The organism is Anaerovibrio lipolyticus DSM 3074 (genome assembly GCF_900141865.1).
In the GTDB taxonomy this organism is placed as follows: Bacteria; Bacillota; Negativicutes; order Selenomonadales; family Selenomonadaceae; genus Anaerovibrio; species Anaerovibrio lipolyticus.
The window spans coordinates 39,025-57,994 of record NZ_FQYW01000020.1; the positions used below are offsets into that span (position 1 = coordinate 39,025).

Below are 18,970 nucleotides of genomic sequence, written 5' to 3' on the forward strand. Positions count from 1 at the left end.
TATGTTTTGTTGCATGAATTTTTAGGTCTGGAATATCAAATTGAGTTCTCGCCTGAAGTTGAAGGTTATGTGACCATTGATAAAGATGAAAAAAATGTATCTGTGGTAGATGTTTTCTTTTCTCAGCCAGAAGAAATATATTTATCATCAGATAGTATGCCTAAACAGCCTTTAGTAACTTTTCAACCTAAGCGGAAAGATATCAAGACTGTTCTTTGTGGTGATAAATTGCCGATAATATATGGCTGGGCGAATAATGAAGAATATTATTCTGATAGTTGCGATATGGGCAAAATCACTATTGGTATAGATATTTTTGGCAGTGCATTTTTCATGTTGACCAGATATGAAGAAATAGTTAATAAAAATAGAGATGAATATGATAGATTCCCAGCTAGGGAATCTTTGGCATTTAAAGAGGGGTTCATAGAAAGACCTATTATTAATGAGTATGTGGAAATATTATGGTTGGCAATTCATACTTTATGGCCAAATGTTAAGAGGAAACAACGTCATTTCAATATTTTGCCTACACATGATGTTGACAGACCATTTGGTACAGCTTTTCTTACTACATATCAGAAAATACACACCTTGGCTGGGGATTTGATAAAAAGAAAAAATCCAGGTCTTTTTTTCCGTCGCTCTAAAATGATTTTTGACATTTTTAGTAAAGGATATATATATGATGAAGATAATACCTTTGATTTAATTATGGATATTAGTAAAAAAAATGGCTTAACCAGCACATTTTTTTTTATGACTGCTGTTGGTATATCTGACAACGATGGTAATTATGATATAAACAGAGTTGAAATAACTGATTTAATAAAAAAAATCAAAAAAAGAGGACATAGAATAGGTGTTCATCCTTCATTTGAAAGCTATACATCAAGTGAGGTGATGGAGGATAGCGTGAATCGTTTAAAGTCCTGTCTTGCAGATTTATCAATAGATGATGCTATAGGAGGGCGCCAGCATTATCTTCGATGGAAAAACCCTGATACATGGAGACATTATGAACACTCTGGCTTAAAGTATGATACTACATTAAGTTATGCGGATCATATTGGATTTAGATGCGGTACATGTTATGAATACAGTGTATTCGACATTGAAGAACGTAAAATGCTAAAACTAAAAGAGTACCCTCTAATTGTTATGGAATGTAGCGGGTTAGATGAATGTTATATGGGACTAAGTCATGAGGAAATGTGTGAGCGTTCGATAAAATTAAAAAAGCGTTGTGAAAAATATGCTGGTAATTTTGTTATTTTATGGCATAACAGCAGGTTTATTGAAAAAGCAGAAATAGATACTTATAAAACGATAATACAAGGATGACAATATATGGCTAATATTTTACTTATAACGGATTATTATCCTCCAAGAAAATCTATAGCTACCAACAGGATGAAAGCATTTGAGAAGTATCTTTCTCAAATGGGACACAAAATGTTTATTATAACTTTGGGGGACAAAGATTCTTGTATTGTTGATGGCACTACAACCATATATTACTGCCAAGACGATGATGTTATAAAGAGATTTGATACTAATATAAAGGAGAGTGCATGGAAACACTATTTAAAATGTGTATGGAATATTGTTTTTAGTAATATGTATTTGTATTCGACTTCATGGGTTAAGCATATCGTAGGTGTTGCAAATGAGATTGTTCAGAATAATCATATTGATGTAATGATTACCAGTTACCCTACTATTGGGACAATGGTAGCTGGCGAAAAGATAAAGGTGAAATATCCAAATATAAAGTGGATAATGGATATGCGGGATGCAGTGTGGTCACCTGGCAGTAGTGAGCGCGTACAAGATAAAATGTTGTGTATTACAAATGCTGTTGCAAAAAGATGCGATGCTATACTTGCCGTATCACAGCCTCATTTGGAGAAGTATAGCAAAATGGCAAGTAGTACGACTAAATTACTGGTAATCACAAATGGTTATGATTTTGATGTACCAGTAATAAATAGAGCATCTAGAAATGGCATGTTTAATATAGCGTTTACAGGTAATTTTTATGGTGCTCTTTCACCACATTATTTTTTTATCGCACTCAGTAATTTAGTAAGAAAAAGGAAAATCGAAGATATTAGATTTAAAGTTATAGGTAATCATTCTGTATTGTCTGTACCAGGTGATATTAAACTATTTGTTGAGGAATATGATTATATGGAATACTCTAACCTAATTGAGTATTGTGCGGATAATATTGATTTGCTGATGTTGGTTATTCCAAGGGTTAGGGAACGCGGTATTTATACGGGTAAGATCTTTGATTATATTGGTATAGGTAAGCCAATTCTTGGGTTGGTTCCTAAAGATGATGTAGCAGCTGAGTTAATTAGTCAAGCTGGCAATGGTTATATTGCAGAAAATGAAAATGTTGATGAAATAGAAGAGGCTATATATAAAGCATATATGGATTGGAAAAATAATAATGTACCACAGATTAATAAAGACGTTCAGGAGACTTATCATAGGCGTATACAGGTAGCTAAATTGGATGGGTTGATAAATGAAATATTGAACAGTAAATAATGATGCTGAATATATAATTCGTACAGGATAGGGATTTTTATGTCAAAAGAACCATATTTGATATTGTCAGATGGTAAAAGTGCTCATACTTTAAAATGGGTAAAAGAATTAGTAAAGTTTTATGATGTTTATGTTGTGTCGTTGAATGGTTTTGCTGATGAGTTAAGGAGGGCACTGGGGACTGATAAGTGTTTTGATTATATGGTGCTTATAAACGTTGATGGAGGAAATATTGGCGTTTTGAAGTCCATCGGCTTTGTTAGCAAACTAATAAAATCCATACAGCCAGCTGTGATAAATGCTCATTTTATTACAAGTTATGGAACGGTAGCCTGCCTTGCTTCAATTTTGGCCGGTTATAAAGGTAAAATTGTATTGTCAGCTTGGGGGACGGACATATTAGTGACACCGTGGAAGAATAAAGTATATTTTTATTTGACTAAATTTGTTTTAGGAAAAGCTGATTTGATTACGTCTGATGCGAAATTTATGTCAGATAAAGTCAAAGAAATTGTAAATTCGGCCAGAGTTATGACTTTTCCTTTTGGTGTGGAAAAGCTTCCAGACATGGAATATTCAGATAAAGATGATACAATATTTTTCTCTAATCGTGCATTGGAGCCCAATTATAATATCAATAAAGTAGTTTTGCTATTTTCGAAACTGTATCAAGAGGATAATAATCGAAAGCTTGTGCTCGCAAATGATGGGTCACAAAGAGAAGAGTTAGTTAATCTTGTTGCTGCGCTGAATTTGTCAGATAATGTGGAGTTTGTGGGTTATTTAACAAAACCACAACAAGCGGAGTATTATAAAAAGAGTCGTTGGTTTATTTCTGTGCCAACATCTGATTCTACTTCAGTATCCTTGTTGGAGGCCATGTCCTATGGATGTGTACCTATCGTGAGTGACCTCCCAGCTAATAGGGAATGGGTTACTGATGGAGAAAATGGTATAATATATAAGGGGGAAGATTTAAATTTAGGTGTATGTGACCAACATGTTGCATATGATAAGAATAGGGAAATAATAAAAAAGCATGCTATTTGGAGTGAGTGTATAGCGCGATATAAGAGTGAATTATACAGTGGTTTGAAAAATGAGGAGAAAAGTTTTCGAGATATATTTTTTTCTTACCAATTAAGTTGTAAAGGTAATAAAGAGATTAATTCAAGTTTTTCTTTCTTTGAATTGCCTTTTTATAGGCAGATATTTATGGTGTTTATATTAATTTGGTCCGTTGTTACTTGGTGTATGTTTTTAGCTTATGATATAGGACTCTTGTATCCAGTGATTATTTTTGGCGGAGTTTTTCTATTCGTTATAGTTGTGGATAGAAGGGAAGAAAATCGGCGAAAGATGCAGAAGCTTTGGCATATGCGAGATAAAAAAAGATTAGATTTAATGATATCTGTTTTGGAAGATGTACATATATGTTGTACTGATAAAAATGTTATAAATTCATTGATTGATGAAGCAATTACTAGACAAAAAGAGAATATTATTTTGAGGATTTTAGCTAAATATAGGAAGTTTATTTCAGTAATATTAACATCTTGCATAGGAATTTTTATTAATGCTATATTTAGTGGTGATCTTGATGCTAATGACGTTTATAGTGTTTTGCCAATCTGCTGGGTTGGCGCATACTTGTATTGGGCTATAGAATCGATTCTTGATCTGTGTTTAAGGGTATTTTCAGATTATTACGATTATGAAAATTTTATTTATGACTTGAGACAAGTAAGACTTCTTGGGACAATGCAATTGGAGGATAAAGGATGAAATTTAGCTAACATATGTATCAAGAGCACTTTGTATTATAAAAGAGGAAAAAGGTGAAATAATGCGTTTTGATATAGTTGGTCGATGTAATAATGAATATAATTATGATGGTATACTATATTGTGCACAACGTATAGAAGAAATGCTTATGATGTACACATCTCATTTGTATAAATCACCAGTATATAATACATTACTTCTTTTTTATGAATTTTTTAATGTTTATAACACGGTAGAGAAGAAGTCGCTGGATAAGGCACATTTGAACAATGTATTAGACGAGTTTATTTTTACTTTTGAATCTGATGTTGTTATTAGGGAGCACTTTACGGCAGAAAATATTCAGTATTTCAAAAATAGGTTGAAAGGTTCTTCTGCTTTTGAACAACAACGCACTATGCATTACTTGTTCCATGTTATGAAGGATTACCCTAACTGGTGTGTTGAAACTCTCAAAAAAGCAGTGGCTGAACCAAAAGAGAAAAAAAGAATTGAAAGGTCCGTCCGTTCATACATTCCTATGATAATAGGTATGGGTTATCATCCGCACTTCATATATCATAAGTGCAAGAAAGAATTTACAAAACCTGATATCAACTATTTGGATGCCATGGAAGCCTTTTTGGGGACATTTCATGGGGTAGACAATGAATATATTGTTTATTTTATAGTAAGTAAGAGGGTTGAAAAGTTTAAGACAATCTTGGAAGAGAGACTACACATTTCATTTGAACAAGATGCCTTTTCAGAGCGATTGTGTCATGATGTACAAAAAGATGTACAAAAACAAATATGCGTACACATATCAGAAGAGGCATTAGATCCTAATGTGGCCGCTCAGAAGGCATATGACGCTTTTGACCTCTTTATGCGATATTATAGATTTCTGGGGAACAGAGATGAGACGTGGTTGGGAAGGGGCTGCCTTGTTGTAGATTCAAATGGTGATTGTACATATACACACATAGGTTCAGAACGATATTTTTATTCTAAGGATTACGATGATAAAACTCTTGGAAGAAATTCGGAACGTATTATTACGCAACTCATCAAGAGCGCAGGTAGGAATGATTTTTTTAAATTTGAAAAAGTAATTCATGCCCATAATACAGCACTGTCAAGTCAAGATATTAATAGCGCATTCTTAAATCTATGGTCAATTATGGAAATTGTAGGTGTTGATGGACTTGGTGGGGAAACAAGCAAGATAAAACAGGTTTTGGACAATGTTATACCGGTTTTAAAAAGAAACTATGTAAATAAAGTCTTCGAGGAACTCCATGATTATCTAAAAGGCAACTTAAGTAGTGAGCAATATAATGAACTAATTACTAGTATAACAGAAGATGGCTCCGAAGTATTTAAGATCGCTTGCTTGGTGTCCTTAGACAAATATAAAGAAAGCCGTAAAAAAGCGTATGAGTTTTTAAGAGATTATCCTCTTATTCGTAGTAGAATAAGTCAGTTGCATGAGGATGTATTTAAAAAAAAGAAAAAGTTTTTAGCGGAACTGAATAGATATGCACAAAGGCTTATTTGGCATATTCAGAGATTATATCGTGTAAGGAATGCTATTATTCATTCTGGGGAGCGGGGAGAGTACATGGTTTCGTTGGTAGAACATCTTCATAGTTATGTTGATGAACTTATCTTGGATATGATAGACAGAATGACTCGGCCACAAAGTTTAGGTACGGTGGCAAATGTGTTACTTGATGCCCAAGTTTTTATTGAGAACATTGATAAAACATATACTTCAGAGGAAGAGCTTTCTGTAAATGATATTAAGTTGTTATTGAGATAAAGGAAAAGAAAATGACATTCTATGATTCAACCGGACGAGCAGTTGCATATACTGAGGATAATGAAAATATATATTTATACAGTGGTGATCCAGTGGGATATTTATATGGAAATCTTGTGTATAGCTATAAAGGTACCCAGTTGGGAAGATTTGAAAATGGGTGGATTCGTGATAAAAGAGGTGATTGTGCATTTTTTACAGAGGCTGCCAGAGGAGACGGTCCTACAAAACCTGTAAAGCAGGTTAAGCCGGTTAAAGGATTGAAAAAGTTAATGCCAATAAAAGGGATAAGACATGTTCCCTTCCTAAAAACTGTTGATTCACTTTCGTGGTCAAGCTTATCTGATGAAAGATTTTTTTTACAGTAAATTATATATTATGTAAGGGATAAAGATGCTGCAAATAAGTTCATGGATATAATAAAGGAATTGTTATTGCTATTGATATCGGCCACATCCAAGGTGTGACAGCTACATCAAAATGGCATAATACTGTTCCTCTTGCTTGTCCCTGAACTGTTCTCTATATTGTCATTAGTATGGAAGATGTATTTACAATGGGGGGATATTTATGGACAGAATAATACAAAGTTACATGGAGGCTTTTTTAAAGTCACAACAAATAGTAGAAAAGGATAAAAGTAGAAAATTTGAAATTTTTGCCTCATATTGTGCCGTTGAAAATCATTATTCAGAAACATATAATATTTCAGATATCATTGTAGGTAAAGGCGGAGATTGTGGAATAGATGCCATAGCAATCATCATTAATGGTACCCTGATTACATCAAAAGAGGAAATTGATGATATTTTAGAGATGAATAAAACTTTTTCAGATATAAGTTTTATTTTTATTCAGGCCAAGACATCATCTAATTTCGATTATGGTGATATGGGAACATTTGGTGCAGGAGTAAAAGATGTTTTTTCTGAGCAACCTCAAATGGTCAGAAATTCCTCGATTGCAGGTAAAAGTGCTATTGTTGAATATATTTTTTCAAAGGCTACCTATATAAAACGTAAACCAACTTGTTATATGTATTATATTACTACCGGAAAGTGGCAAGATGATATAAATTGTACTGGCCGTATGAATATGGCTATTTCTGATTTGAAAGATCTTAATTTATTTGATGATGTTAGATATATTCCAGTAGATTCATCTTTATTACAAAAATACTATCGTTCGACAATTGATGCTGTTGAAACAGAAATAGAATTTGAAAACAAAATATTGTTGCCAGATATTAAAAATGTAAAACAGTCTTACCTGGGGATTATAAGCTATAAAGAGTATTTGAAACTGATCGTTGGAGAAAATGGAGAGATTAGGAAAAGCGTTTTTTATGATAATGTTCGTGATTTTCAGGGGGATAATCCTGTAAATCACGAAGTGGCAGAAACGGTGTGTTCTGATCCTCAAAAATTTGTATTATTCAATAATGGTGTCACTATTATATGTAAAAAAATGACTAATATAGGTAAAAAATTTACATTATCAGATTATCAGATTGTAAATGGGTGTCAAACTAGTCATGTTTTATATAATCATAGGGATGACATAGAACATGATCTTCAGATACCGATAAAACTTATTGAGACGGAAGATGATGAAACGGTTAATCGCATTATAAAAGCGACAAATCGTCAAACAGAGGTTTCGGACGAGCAGTTAATCGCATTAAATGAATTTCATCGTAAGTTGGAAGCCTTTTATGGCACATTTACTGGAAATGATAAATTATACTATGAAAGAAGATCAAAACAGTATAATTATGGCTCAGATATAGAGAAAGTTCGTATTGTGTCTATAGTTACGCAGATAAAATCTGTAGCATCAATGTTTTATGATAAGCCTAATCTGGCAAGTCGCTATTACAGTAGATTACTTAGTTCAATAACAGGTATTTTTAGTGAAGATCATAAAATGCTTCCATATTATACCTGTGCGTTTACATTATATAGATTGGAATACTTATATAGAAATAAGTCTTTACCATCTAACTATCGCAAATTTCGATATCATATTTTGATGATGATAAAATATCGACTTGTAGACAGTAAAATACCACAAATGAACTCTGGTGAAATTGAAAAAATCTGTCAAACTATTCTTAAGGTTGTAAAAAATAATAATAAATTAGTTGAGCTGGTAACGGAGTTAGTTTCTATTATTGATAAGTATGTGGATGACATTAATAGCACTGAACCAACTAAATCAAGCGAATTAGTAGAAAAATTAAAGTTAGAGTTAACGATGTAAAATTAATTGAAAATGGTGAAAAATTATGATTGAACGGTTATATTTGAAAAATTTTGGTATGCATCATCAAATTGATTGGAATAATCTTGGAAAAATCAATTTGATAATTGGCGAAAATGGTACAGGTAAAACTTTCCTAATGAAGGCCATGTATACGGCTCTGAAAACCATGGAACAGTATAAGAAAGGTCAGGACAATCAAAGTTTGCCCGATATTTTAGCGGATAAACTTTATTGGACATTTCAGCCTGACTCCTTGGGAGAATTGGTTAATAAGAATTATAAGGAAAAGTTACATTTTTCTATGCAGTCTGATGGTAAGATATTTGAGTATTCATTTGGTTCTGATACGGTTAGGAAGATAATTAAGCTGGAAAGTGAGTCCCAAGAAAATCGTGTGGATAATTCTGTATTTATTCCTGCCAAGGAAGTTTTGTCCTTGTACCAGATTATCTTAAAATCCAGAGATCAGGACAGAGCATTTGGTTTTGATGACACATATGTGGATTTAGCAAGGGCACTTATGCTGCCTGGTCAGCAGGGGAATAACTACAGAAGATTTGCTGAGAGTAGAGAGCGTTTACGTAGTATGGTTAATGGACGGGTAGAGCTCGATTCAAAGACAAATAGGTGGTATTATTATCAAGGTCGTAACACTTATACAATAGGTGAAACTGCTGAAGGTATAAAAAAAATTGCCATTTTTGATAGATTGCTTGTCAATCGTTATATTAGTCGTAATTCAGTGATTTTTTTGGATGAACTGGAATCATCACTTCATCCAAGTGCGGTCGTTGAGTTTTTGGATATTATTTACAATTTGGCCGAGAGTGGTGTGCAGTTCTTTATTGCCAGTCACTCGTACTTTATTATAAAAAAATTGTTTTTATTGGCTCAAAAATATCATGAATCTATTCCGGTGTTGTCGTTGTCATTGACTAATGAACCAGTGTATGAAGATTTAAAAAATGGAATGCCTGATAACAGTATTATAGATGCGGCGATAGCTTTATATAGTGCCGAAGTAGAAATGTTGACAGGGGATGATGACGATGGAGATTCATGAATCGGGCATGGCAATCAATTATACGGATGATATAAGCTTTTTAATAGAAAAATGTCATGCTTATAGAAAGATTCGCAGTTCAGGCGTATCGTCCGTGGAGTGCGTTGTGAATGCCAAGAAAAATATGATATATTTTGTTGAGTTAAAAACAACTGCTCCAGACAAGGAGAATAAAAACGATTTGGAAAGCTATGTAGTTGAAATAGCTGATAAATTTATCCATTCAATATCTTTGTGTTATTCAATTTTCCATGAAATACAAAAGGAAGATGCCGATTATCCTATTGGTATAACGCTAAAGGAATGCTTAGGGAAATCTCCTAAGATTCGGTTTATGCTTTTGGTTAAGACTATTGCAGAGGATAATTGTTTGCATTTATCTGCGATGTTTCAAAAGAAAATGCGTCCATTTTTAAAGATATGGAACGCAGAATCAGTTATAGTAATGAGCGGGGCTAAGGCTGTACAAAAAGGCCTAGCTGTTATTGAATAATGAAATGAGGGACAAAGTTATGAAAATACCATTTTCACCACCAGATATAACAGAAGAAGAAATTAAGGAAGTCGGGGAAGCTATGCGGAGTGGGTGGATTACCACTGGGCCTCGTACCAAGGAGCTGGAGAAGCAGCTTTCAGAATATATGGGGACGAACAAGGCTGTATGCCTGAATTCTGCAACTGCGGCTCTTGAGATGACCATGCATGTGCTTGGGGTTGGTGCCGGGGATGAGGTTATTACATCGGCCTATACTTATACTGCCAGTGCCAGTGCAGCAGTTCATACTGGTGCTAAAGTCGTTTTAGTGGATACGATGCCTGATTCCTATGAGATGGATTATGAAAAGCTGGCGAATGCTATTACAGAAAAGACAAAGGCTATTGTTCCGGTCGATTTGGGCGGTGTTGTCTGCGATTATGACAAGATATTTGATGTTGTGGAGTCCAAGAAGGCACTCTTTAAGCCTGCAAATGAAATTCAGAAAGCTATAGGCCGTGTGGCTGTTGTGGCTGACTGTGCTCATGCTCTTGGTGCTGAATGGCATGGTAAAATGGCTGGTAATATAGCGGATTTTAGTTCATTTTCTTTTCATGCAGTAAAGAACTTTACTACTGCTGAAGGAGGCTGTGCTACTTGGCGACCAATTAATGGTATTGACGATGAGGAAATTTATAAGACTTATCAGCTGTTGTCCCTGCATGGGCAGAATAAGGATGCTCTTGCCAAGACAAAGCTGGGGGCTTGGGAATATGATATTAAGGGCTGCTACTACAAGTGCAATATGACTGACATCATGGCAGCTATGGGACTGGTGCAGTTAAAGCGGTATCCGGGGCTTTTAATGCGTCGTAAGGAAATCATTGAAAGGTACAATGCTGGCCTTAAAAATGCCGATGTGGAAGTTCTGTGCCATTATGGTGATAATTTTAAGAGCAGTGGTCATCTTTATTTGGTAAGACTCTTGGGCCATGATGCGGAGTATCGTAATGCTTTTATTGAAAAGATGGCAGAAAAGGGTGTGGCAACAAATGTTCACTATAAGCCTTTGCCTATGCATACAGCGTATAAGAATATGGGTTTTGATATTAAAGATTATCCAAATGCCTATAATCGATTTGCCAATGAGATAACTTTGCCGCTGCATACAAGGCTTACGGATAAGGACGTGGATTTTGTAATTGATAGTTTCCTGCAGGCCCAGAAAGAATTATAGACAAATCTCATCCGTCAGCCTTTGGAGGCTGACACATTACCCCAGAGGGGGAGGCAAAAAGGAAGAAAAGGGAAGAGAGTATGTTGAAGCGTCTTTTTGATTTGATGTTTACTATACCGGGGATAATTGTTTTATCCCCGGTGCTTTTGGTACTAGCTTTATGGGTTCATTTTGATTCAAATGGCCCTATTTTTTTTAGGCAGGAAAGAGTAGGTCGTTATGGTGTGACTTTCCGCATTTTTAAATTCCGCACTATGGTGGTGGATGCAGAGAAACAAGGCAAGCAGATCACAGTTGGTGCCGATAAGCGGGTGACCAGAAGTGGTGAAGTGTTGCGCCATTATAAGCTGGATGAACTGCCCCAGCTCGTTAATGTTGTACTGGGGGATATGAGTTTGGTAGGGCCGCGGCCAGAGGTGCCAAGATATATTGCCGAATATACTGAGGAAGAACGGCAGGAAGTCCTTTCGGTACGTCCGGGAATTACAGATAATGCCTCCATAGAATTTCGTTCGGAAAACGAGATTTTAGGTCAGGCGGAAGATCCGGAGCAGGCATACATTCACGAGGTTTTACCTATAAAAATTAAATATTATAGGGAATATGTGCGCAATCACTCAGTGTGGGGTGATTTTATTATTATCTTGAAGACCTTTAAGGCAATTGTTGAATGATCGGGGATAGCTATGAATATACTCTATATTAATCATTATGCTGGCGGGCTGAAATACGGCATGGAATTTCGTCCGTATTATCTTGCAAGGGAATGGGTGAAAAATGGTCATCGGGTTCGCATAGTGGCCGGTGATTATTCTCATTTGCGTACAGAAAATCCTAATGTGGAAAAGGATTTTCAGATAGATATGGTTGATGGGATTGAATATCAGTGGATTAAGTCTGGACGATATGCAGGAAATGGCGTGGGACGGCTGCTTTCCATGATTCGATTCATAGCGAAGTTATATTTCAACGTAACGAGAATGATAATTGACTTTAAACCGGATGTAGTTATTTCTTCTTCAACATATCCTTTGGATGCATTTCCGGCAAAAAAAATAGCCGATAGCGTTAATGCAAGATATGTGCATGAAATTCACGATATGTGGCCAATTACTCCAATGGAACTTTATGGTATGTCCAAGTGGCATCCCTTTGTTATGATAATGCAAATTGGTGAAAACTATTTTTGCCGTAATGCGTACAAGGTGGTTTCAATTTTGCCATGTGCCAAAGAGTATCTAGTGCAGCATGGAATGGCTGGGGATAAATTTGCGCACGTACCAAATGGTATCAATTTGGCTGATTGGTCATCGCTGGCTGATATCCCAGAACAATATAAGAATACCATCATGGAAGCAAAGCGGGAGGGACGCTTTGTAATCGGTTTTTTTGGAAGCCATACCAAGTCTTATAGCCTGGATATATTGTTAAAAGCCCTGTCTAAATGTGATCAAAACAAGTTGTTTGTAGCATTTTTAGGAAATGGAAATTATAAGGATTATTTGATAAAACTTACGGACCAGTTAAAGCTTGATAAAAAATGCTATGCTTTTTTTGATGCTGTGCCAAAGATAGCTGTTCCGTCCTTTACAGCATTGTTGGATGCTTGTTATGTTGCTGCCATTAACAATAAAATGTTTAAGTTTGGCATAGGGATGAATAAATTATTTGATTCTATGATGAGTGGAAAGCCTTTGCTATATGCCGTAAATGCTCCTAATAATTTTGCCGAAGAATATGATTGTGGTATTAGTGTTGAAGCAGAGAATGTGGATGCATTGGTAGTTGGAATAAATGAATTATTGCATTCGCCACCAGAAAAATTGCTGGAAATGGGTAATAATGGCAAAAGGGCAGTATTGAGCAAATATAACTATGAAGCGTTGGCTAAAATGTTTTTGGACGCGGTTAAATAGATGGAGTGATAATAATGAAGATAATCACAGTAATAGGTGCTCGGCCACAGTTTATAAAAGCTGCTGTGGTGTCCAGGGCTATTGAAAAGTATAATGAATCTGTTGGGAAGGCAGAAATAGAGGAAGTAATCGTTCACACTGGGCAGCATTATGATGCCAACATGTCAGAGGTGTTCTTTGAGGAAATGAGTATTCCTCAGCCTAAGTACAACCTTCATTTAGGTGGTGGTACCCATGGTGCTATGACCGGACGGATGCTTGAGAAGCTGGAAGGGGTTATGCTTCAGGAAAAGCCGGATGTGGTACTGGTATATGGTGATACGGACTCCACATTGGCTGGTTCTGTGGCGGCGGCTAAACTGCATATTCCAGTGGCTCATGTGGAGGCAGGTCTTCGCTCTTTCAACATGGATATGCCAGAGGAAATCAACCGTGCGTTGACGGATAGAGTTTCTAAGTGGCTGTTTTGCCCAACGGAAACTGCTATGGATAATCTTAGAGCCGAAGGCTATGAAAAACTCGGTGCCAATATGCTGTGCATCGGTGATGTAATGTATGACGCGGCATTGTTTTATCGAGCCCAGGGCAAGGTAAGTGATGAGATAAAAGCGTTGGCAAAGGAAGAATATTACTTGGCCACCGTTCATCGTGCAGAGAATACTGATGATCCTGCAAGGATTAAAGGTATTTTTGAGGCATTAGAGGTCATTGCACAGAAAACAAAGGTTGTTTTGCCACTTCACCCTCGTACCAGAAAGGTATTGGAAAAGTTGGGAATGAAACTCCAACACATTACTTGTATTGATCCGGTGGGTTATTTTGATATGCTCCACTTGCAGGGGAATTGTCTGGCTGTGTTTACTGATAGTGGTGGAGTCCAGAAGGAAGCCTTCTTTGCTGAAAAGCCATGTATTACTTTGCGGGATGAAACCGAATGGGTGGAGCTGGTTAAAAATGGTTATAACACCTTGGTGGGGGCAGACAAAGAAAAGATTTTGGCTGCTGAAAAGGAACTGTCTGGCAAGAAACTGGATTTCTCCATGAACTTATACGGTGACGGCCATGCGGGAGATAAGGTAGTCAAGATGATAATGGAAACAAAATAGATGGCAATGTAATGCTTGTCAATCCCATATAATTAGGTGTAGAATTAAGCTACGTATTTGAATTTTAGTCCGTTACCGGCTCGTTGGGCTGGTAACGGTTTTTCATGTATAAATGGGGTGTTTGGGCTTATGTTTCAAGATGAATCTGCGGGAAGTGCCGGAAGTGTGGAAAAAATAGAAAAGTGGATATTTTATTTTTTATGTGGATATGCATTGTGTTCAAGTATATCCATGGGCGGTGCCAATGTATGCTTGGGCTTGGCGACGGTTGGTACTATTATCCGACTTATAAAGAAACACGACGATTGGCGTGAACTGCTTACCATTGACAAGGGGCTTAGACTACCATTTTTAATTTTTCTCGGAGTATTGGTAGGTACTAATATTTTTACCTTGAATATGGGAGCCACCGCTAAAAATATGTTTCAGTATTATATCAACAATTTTGAGCCATTTTTACTGGCTGTAATGTTTGTACGAAAAAGAGACTGGCTGATTAAAATTGTTGGCTTAATGGTGGCTTCTTCGGTGATAAATAATATATATGTTATTTATCAGTGGCTATCTATGGATACAGGTGCCAGAGGCTCCCAAGGATTTTTTCGCATTATGAGCACGGCGGGACTGCTTTCTATGATGGTTCCTACTGTTGCATTGCTTATGCTTAATACCCAAGGGAAACTGAAGTGGGTTATGCTGGTGGGCTTGCTCATTAATGCTATGGGAGCCGTTTCCAATAATACTCGTGGAGCTTGGGTGGCCATTGCAGTTACTGTGGTGGTAACAACATTGCTCATGGTTAAGTCAAAGGTGAAGGCTCTAGTGGCTCTGCTGGTGCTGGCTATTGGTTTATCAGTTGTGGTTTGCCATGTGCCTGCCATGTACATGCGGGTACAAAGTATGACCAATGTGACTGATAATCGTAGTAACATGGAGCGGTTGTATTTGTGGCAAAGTGCAACGAATATGGGAAATGACTATCCATTGACTGGTGTCGGCTCTGGTAATTTTGGCGATATGTATCATGAGAAATATATTTTGCCAGAAGCAAAAATGCCTCACCTTGGTCACACGCACAATTTGTTTTTCCAAGAATTTGCAGAGCATGGTTATCCAGGTGGTATTGCCTTTGTAATATGGGTACTGGGAACGATAGCTTATTGTATACGTGGCTGGCATAAGGAAAAGAAAACTGGCTATATATTTATGTTGGCTATATTTATGGGGTTAATGATTAACGGTCTTACCGAACATACCTTTAGCCACCCTATTGTGATGAAATGGTTCTGGTTTGGTATGGGAATTAGTTATCGGTGGATTAAAGCAGAAGAGTGAGTGCTTGTCGGAAAAAGATGAAAATATTGACCATAGTTGGTGCCAGACCGCAGTTTGTTAAAGCGGCTATGGTGTCCGATGCTATTGCAAAATGGAATAAAGATAATATTGGTGCAGAGGTCGAGGAAATAATGGTTCACACCGGGCAGCATTATGATGATAATATGTCTGGCGTGTTTTTTAGGCAATTGGGGATTCCGGCTCCTAAGTACAATCTTGGCGTCTCTGGTGGCAGTCAGATAGATAATCTATCCCGTATGATGACTGGGGTAGAGTCTACGATAATGGACGAACAGCCAGATGTAGTATTGATATATGGTGATACTAATTCTTCATTGGCTGGGGCTCTTACGGCTGCTAAGCTGGGCTTCAAGGTCATCCATGTAGAGGCAGGGGATCGTGCTGACAATAAAAATAATCCAGAAGAGATGAACCGGATTATGATTGACCATATTTCCAATTTGTTGCTATGTACCACCGAAACTGCTAGAAGAAATTTAGCCGGTGAGGGAATCACGGACAATGTTTTTGTGGTAGGAAATCTTATGGGGGAAGCTTTTTTTAGATATGCCTCAAAACCATGGAAGGATAGAATACTACTGTCGTTAGAGCAAGGTAATATTGAGGTTCCGGAAAAGTATTATTATATGACGTGTCATCGCCAGGAAAACACTAGAAATGATAATGCTCTTAAAGCAATGATGATGGCCATGGAGTCTTTGGAGTATCCGACAGTTTTTCCGGTTCATCCCCGAAATAAAGATCGTGTTCTCCGCCTGATAAATGAATTTAGTTTTCAGAATATATGGGCTGTAGAGCCCGTGGGATATTTTGAATCAATACATCTTATCAAGGGCGCAAAGCAGGTGGTGACGGATTCCGGTGGCGTACTGACGGAGACATTTTTTGCCGGGGTACCTTATGTGTATGTCATGGATATGCCCAAAATTCCGAAACGAACTCCCTTCGACGTAAGTAGATTGGCTAAGCCATTAAAAGAGGATATATTGGCAAAATTGAACCAGCCCTTTGATGCCAGTGTAGGACCGGCTATATGTGAGAGAAATATTGGTACTGGGCGGAGAATTTTGGAGAAGATTGAAGAATGGTACTTACTTTTTTCATAAAGAAGCACTGTTTAATAAAAACTTTACACTGCAATATTACGGAATTGGCTATATTCTGGCTATTATTTCACTGGTTGCAATTTACGCAGGCTTGGATTCGTACAATGCAAATTCGATTAATTTCATATTGTTTATATATGGGGGATTATTTACGGCTTGCATGATAATAACAGACCTATATAAGAGATTATATCTATCAAATAATGTTGTTAAAGGGTTATATGAGAAGTTGACAATAAGAATGTAGTGTATTATATTATGTGAACCCGTGACAAATTTAGACTTAGTGAGTTTACATAAGCATTGTTATATATGAGGGTAACTCTAAAGATAGAAAGAAATTGAATAAACTCCCATTGTACGAGTATAAAGATATATTTAACATTATAAGGTGGGGAGGAACTTCTTATGGGAAACAGAACAGCAAATTATGCAGCATTTTATGTTGCAGAGCCATTTGATGAATCTAATTTAGGCGCTAACGCAACTCCTGATTTTGTCTATTACAATCAGCTTCGCGCGTGGAAAGCAAGGGATAGTTCATTTCCTTTTGTTGATGCTCATAGTAAAACATATAGTGTAAGAGATAATAGCAAATGGGAAACACTGAAACAGCGTTTGCATGAAAGACTGGACGTTTCAAAAAATATAATATTGTTTCTAAGCAGGCACACAAAAAATAGTAGGGCATTACATGAAGAAATTGATTACGGAATAAATAATAAGGGGCTTCCTGTGATAGTTATTTATCCAGATTTTAAGGAAAAATCAGATATCGCGGGATACAGCGGAATAAAACAACAAGTCAGAGATTTATGGGATAATCTTCCAGTGTTTAGGAATAGCATGCGTAATGTAGCCACTATCCATGTGCCATATCAAAAAAAGCTGATTGAGGACGCACTAAAATATGATAATTTTAAAGTAACATCTATGTCTAATATTGATGCCTATTATTTTAAATATTAATTTTTATTTGAAATGGTATTAGCGTCGGCGTAATTTAACAATGGAAAAACAGGCCCGAATATTGGTGTATAATAACAATCATAGATAAGATATATAATATGTGAGATAAATTTATTTAGTATTTTTGTGAAAGAAGAATGTCATATGGGGTTTAGTTTTTTGACAAGATATAATCTTTTTATGGAAAGTGGGAATTTAATAACAAATGATAATTCCATAGTACGTTACAAAGATTATTTAATTGTTCGTAATATGTATTATGACTCAGCACACCTCATTATGCACTTTGAAGATATAATAAATAGTAGGTCAGAATTGCCTCGGAGAGAAGAATATTTAGAGATATTTCATAGTAATGCAGAAACTGTCGAAAATAAATCGTTTGCAAACGAAATAGAAAAACAAATACAGCGGCAAATGGATGTTAACACAGTAAACGGGCACTCTTCTCACAATTTTAAAACATTTTTTAGGCTGTTACTAAAAGCCATTGCGGAATATCAAGAGGATATTATAAATGCAAATTATGTTGAGGTCGCGAATGTTAAGGCCGTAAGTACACTAAAAAAACGAACATTTTTGTCATACGCGTACTATGACAAAGGATTAACGCAAGCTTTGTTTTACTATTTTTGGCTACGTTCGGGATTTTTATATGTTAATTGGATGTGGGAGGGAGTAAATAAAAATGGCTCTACCACCAAGGAACAATTGGAAGATGCATTAAGGAAGAGTGATCAATTTTTATTTCTTAGGACAACTAATAGTGAATTGCGAATGCCCGGTAGCCACTTTATTCGTCAGTGGTGCGCTTGGGAAATGGGTAATTATTACACAAAAAACAAGAGAGAAAAGTATTATACAAGTTTTTATGATAAAAATGAACCACGTAATGATCTGCTGGACTCATTTAAGCCAATGAGAGAAGTGGTTCAAGGAGAGATACAATATTAGGGGAATTACGCAGTTACGATAATTTGAGTGTAAGCGTCAAAGTTTAAGTCATCTTCCCGCCAGTCCATTCTCGTGGGATAATAACACTAACAAATTAAAGTTTTGCCGAATGCCTTCGTGTTTCGGGAAAACTTCAAATTGGAGGTGTTTTCTTTGGCGGATAATTCGTTAGAAATACGAACCAGGGTCCGCATGGCTCAATGGCAGTCAATAATTAAAGAGTGCAAGGAATCCGGCATGACGGTAGCTGAATTCTGTGAAGACAGAAATATCAGTTCACGCCTATTACTATTGGCTGCGAAAAATCAGGGAATACATTACGCAGTCCCAAACCACAGAAACCGAATTCGTGCAGTTTGCATTGTCGCTACA

The 18,970-nt window shown here is 36.4% G+C and carries 16 protein-coding genes and 1 pseudogene; all 17 read left to right on the forward strand.

All coding sequences use genetic code 11. The annotated features are described in order from the left end of the window. Nucleotides 1-9 precede the first annotated feature (9 nt). The gene (locus tag B6K08_RS11120) at nt 10-1,344 is read left to right on the forward strand and encodes a polysaccharide deacetylase family protein (RefSeq protein WP_159446773.1); all 1,335 of its coding nucleotides are present in this window, start codon (nt 10-12) and stop codon (nt 1,342-1,344) included. Between the two features lie 6 nt (nt 1,345-1,350). Continuing rightward, complete coding sequence (locus B6K08_RS11125; protein WP_080326151.1) at nt 1,351-2,562, forward strand: glycosyltransferase family protein; 1,212 nt, start codon at nt 1,351-1,353, stop codon at nt 2,560-2,562. Between the two features lie 39 nt (nt 2,563-2,601). Then, on the forward strand, nt 2,602-4,347 hold the full coding sequence (locus tag B6K08_RS11130) for a glycosyltransferase (protein ID WP_080326152.1): 1,746 nt from the start codon (nt 2,602-2,604) through the stop codon (nt 4,345-4,347). Between the two features lie 61 nt (nt 4,348-4,408). Continuing rightward, the gene (locus B6K08_RS11135; RefSeq protein ID WP_080326153.1) at nt 4,409-6,151 is read left to right on the forward strand and encodes a hypothetical protein; all 1,743 of its coding nucleotides are present in this window, start codon (nt 4,409-4,411) and stop codon (nt 6,149-6,151) included. 11 nt (nt 6,152-6,162) lie between these two features. After that, nucleotides 6,163-6,519 carry a 4-fold beta flower protein gene (locus B6K08_RS11140; RefSeq protein WP_080326154.1) on the forward strand — a complete coding sequence of 119 codons (357 nt, stop codon included), beginning with the start codon at nt 6,163-6,165 and terminating at the stop codon, nt 6,517-6,519. A gap of 202 nt (nt 6,520-6,721) precedes the next feature. After that, nucleotides 6,722-8,413: an AIPR family protein gene (locus B6K08_RS11145; RefSeq protein WP_080326155.1), complete on the forward strand. Its 1,692-nt coding sequence runs from the start codon at nt 6,722-6,724 to the stop codon at nt 8,411-8,413. 25 nt (nt 8,414-8,438) lie between these two features. Then, complete coding sequence (locus B6K08_RS11150) at nt 8,439-9,479, forward strand: AAA family ATPase (RefSeq protein ID WP_080326156.1); 1,041 nt, start codon at nt 8,439-8,441, stop codon at nt 9,477-9,479. Then, nucleotides 9,466-9,972, forward strand: a complete 507-nt coding sequence (locus B6K08_RS11155; RefSeq protein ID WP_080326157.1) for a hypothetical protein — start codon at nt 9,466-9,468, stop codon at nt 9,970-9,972. Before B6K08_RS11150 ends, B6K08_RS11155 begins: the two co-directional genes overlap by 14 nt. A 4-nt stretch (nt 9,973-9,976) precedes the next feature. Continuing rightward, nucleotides 9,977-11,191: a DegT/DnrJ/EryC1/StrS family aminotransferase gene (locus tag B6K08_RS11160; protein ID WP_327078480.1), complete on the forward strand. Its 1,215-nt coding sequence runs from the start codon at nt 9,977-9,979 to the stop codon at nt 11,189-11,191. Between the two features lie 80 nt (nt 11,192-11,271). Further along, nucleotides 11,272-11,865 carry a sugar transferase gene (locus tag B6K08_RS11165; protein WP_080326159.1) on the forward strand — a complete coding sequence of 198 codons (594 nt, stop codon included), beginning with the start codon at nt 11,272-11,274 and terminating at the stop codon, nt 11,863-11,865. Nucleotides 11,866-11,877: 12 nt separating this feature from the next. Beyond that, complete coding sequence (locus B6K08_RS11170; protein WP_039210405.1) at nt 11,878-13,107, forward strand: glycosyltransferase family 4 protein; 1,230 nt, start codon at nt 11,878-11,880, stop codon at nt 13,105-13,107. Nucleotides 13,108-13,121: 14 nt separating this feature from the next. After that, nucleotides 13,122-14,213, forward strand: a complete 1,092-nt coding sequence (gene wecB / locus B6K08_RS11175; RefSeq protein ID WP_234985354.1) for a non-hydrolyzing UDP-N-acetylglucosamine 2-epimerase — start codon at nt 13,122-13,124, stop codon at nt 14,211-14,213. A 129-nt stretch (nt 14,214-14,342) separates the two neighbouring features. After that, the gene (locus B6K08_RS11180; RefSeq protein ID WP_080326160.1) at nt 14,343-15,548 is read left to right on the forward strand and encodes an O-antigen ligase family protein; all 1,206 of its coding nucleotides are present in this window, start codon (nt 14,343-14,345) and stop codon (nt 15,546-15,548) included. Between the two features lie 17 nt (nt 15,549-15,565). After that, nucleotides 15,566-16,675 carry a UDP-N-acetyl glucosamine 2-epimerase gene (locus B6K08_RS11185; RefSeq protein ID WP_039210398.1) on the forward strand — a complete coding sequence of 370 codons (1,110 nt, stop codon included), beginning with the start codon at nt 15,566-15,568 and terminating at the stop codon, nt 16,673-16,675. Between the two features lie 408 nt (nt 16,676-17,083). Continuing rightward, the gene (locus B6K08_RS11195; protein WP_080326161.1) at nt 17,084-17,644 is read left to right on the forward strand and encodes a TIR domain-containing protein; all 561 of its coding nucleotides are present in this window, start codon (nt 17,084-17,086) and stop codon (nt 17,642-17,644) included. A gap of 126 nt (nt 17,645-17,770) precedes the next feature. Beyond that, nucleotides 17,771-18,598 carry a hypothetical protein gene (locus B6K08_RS11200; RefSeq protein ID WP_200810423.1) on the forward strand — a complete coding sequence of 276 codons (828 nt, stop codon included), beginning with the start codon at nt 17,771-17,773 and terminating at the stop codon, nt 18,596-18,598. A gap of 153 nt (nt 18,599-18,751) precedes the next feature. Then, nucleotides 18,752-18,970 (forward strand): annotated as a pseudogene (locus tag B6K08_RS13620) (hypothetical protein); the annotation flags it as partial.

Excerpts from the sequence above, each read along its gene's own strand:
- B6K08_RS11125 (WP_080326151.1), top strand. The coding sequence starts at position 1,351 with ATGGCTAATATTTTACTTATAACGGATTATTATCCTCCAAGAAAATCT.
- B6K08_RS11130 (WP_080326152.1), top strand. The coding sequence starts at position 2,602 with ATGTCAAAAGAACCATATTTGATATTGTCAGATGGTAAAAGTGCTCAT.
- B6K08_RS11135 (WP_080326153.1), top strand. The coding sequence starts at position 4,409 with ATGCGTTTTGATATAGTTGGTCGATGTAATAATGAATATAATTATGAT.
- B6K08_RS11140 (WP_080326154.1), top strand. The coding sequence starts at position 6,163 with ATGACATTCTATGATTCAACCGGACGAGCAGTTGCATATACTGAGGAT.
- B6K08_RS11145 (WP_080326155.1), top strand. The coding sequence starts at position 6,722 with ATGGACAGAATAATACAAAGTTACATGGAGGCTTTTTTAAAGTCACAA.
- B6K08_RS11150 (WP_080326156.1), top strand. The coding sequence starts at position 8,439 with ATGATTGAACGGTTATATTTGAAAAATTTTGGTATGCATCATCAAATT.
- B6K08_RS11155 (WP_080326157.1), top strand. The coding sequence starts at position 9,466 with ATGGAGATTCATGAATCGGGCATGGCAATCAATTATACGGATGATATA.
- B6K08_RS11160 (WP_327078480.1), top strand. The coding sequence starts at position 9,977 with ATGAGGGACAAAGTTATGAAAATACCATTTTCACCACCAGATATAACA.
- B6K08_RS11165 (WP_080326159.1), top strand. The coding sequence starts at position 11,272 with ATGTTGAAGCGTCTTTTTGATTTGATGTTTACTATACCGGGGATAATT.
- B6K08_RS11170 (WP_039210405.1), top strand. The coding sequence starts at position 11,878 with ATGAATATACTCTATATTAATCATTATGCTGGCGGGCTGAAATACGGC.
- wecB (WP_234985354.1), top strand. The coding sequence starts at position 13,122 with ATGAAGATAATCACAGTAATAGGTGCTCGGCCACAGTTTATAAAAGCT.
- B6K08_RS11180 (WP_080326160.1), top strand. The coding sequence starts at position 14,343 with ATGTTTCAAGATGAATCTGCGGGAAGTGCCGGAAGTGTGGAAAAAATA.
- B6K08_RS11185 (WP_039210398.1), top strand. The coding sequence starts at position 15,566 with ATGAAAATATTGACCATAGTTGGTGCCAGACCGCAGTTTGTTAAAGCG.
- B6K08_RS11195 (WP_080326161.1), top strand. The coding sequence starts at position 17,084 with ATGGGAAACAGAACAGCAAATTATGCAGCATTTTATGTTGCAGAGCCA.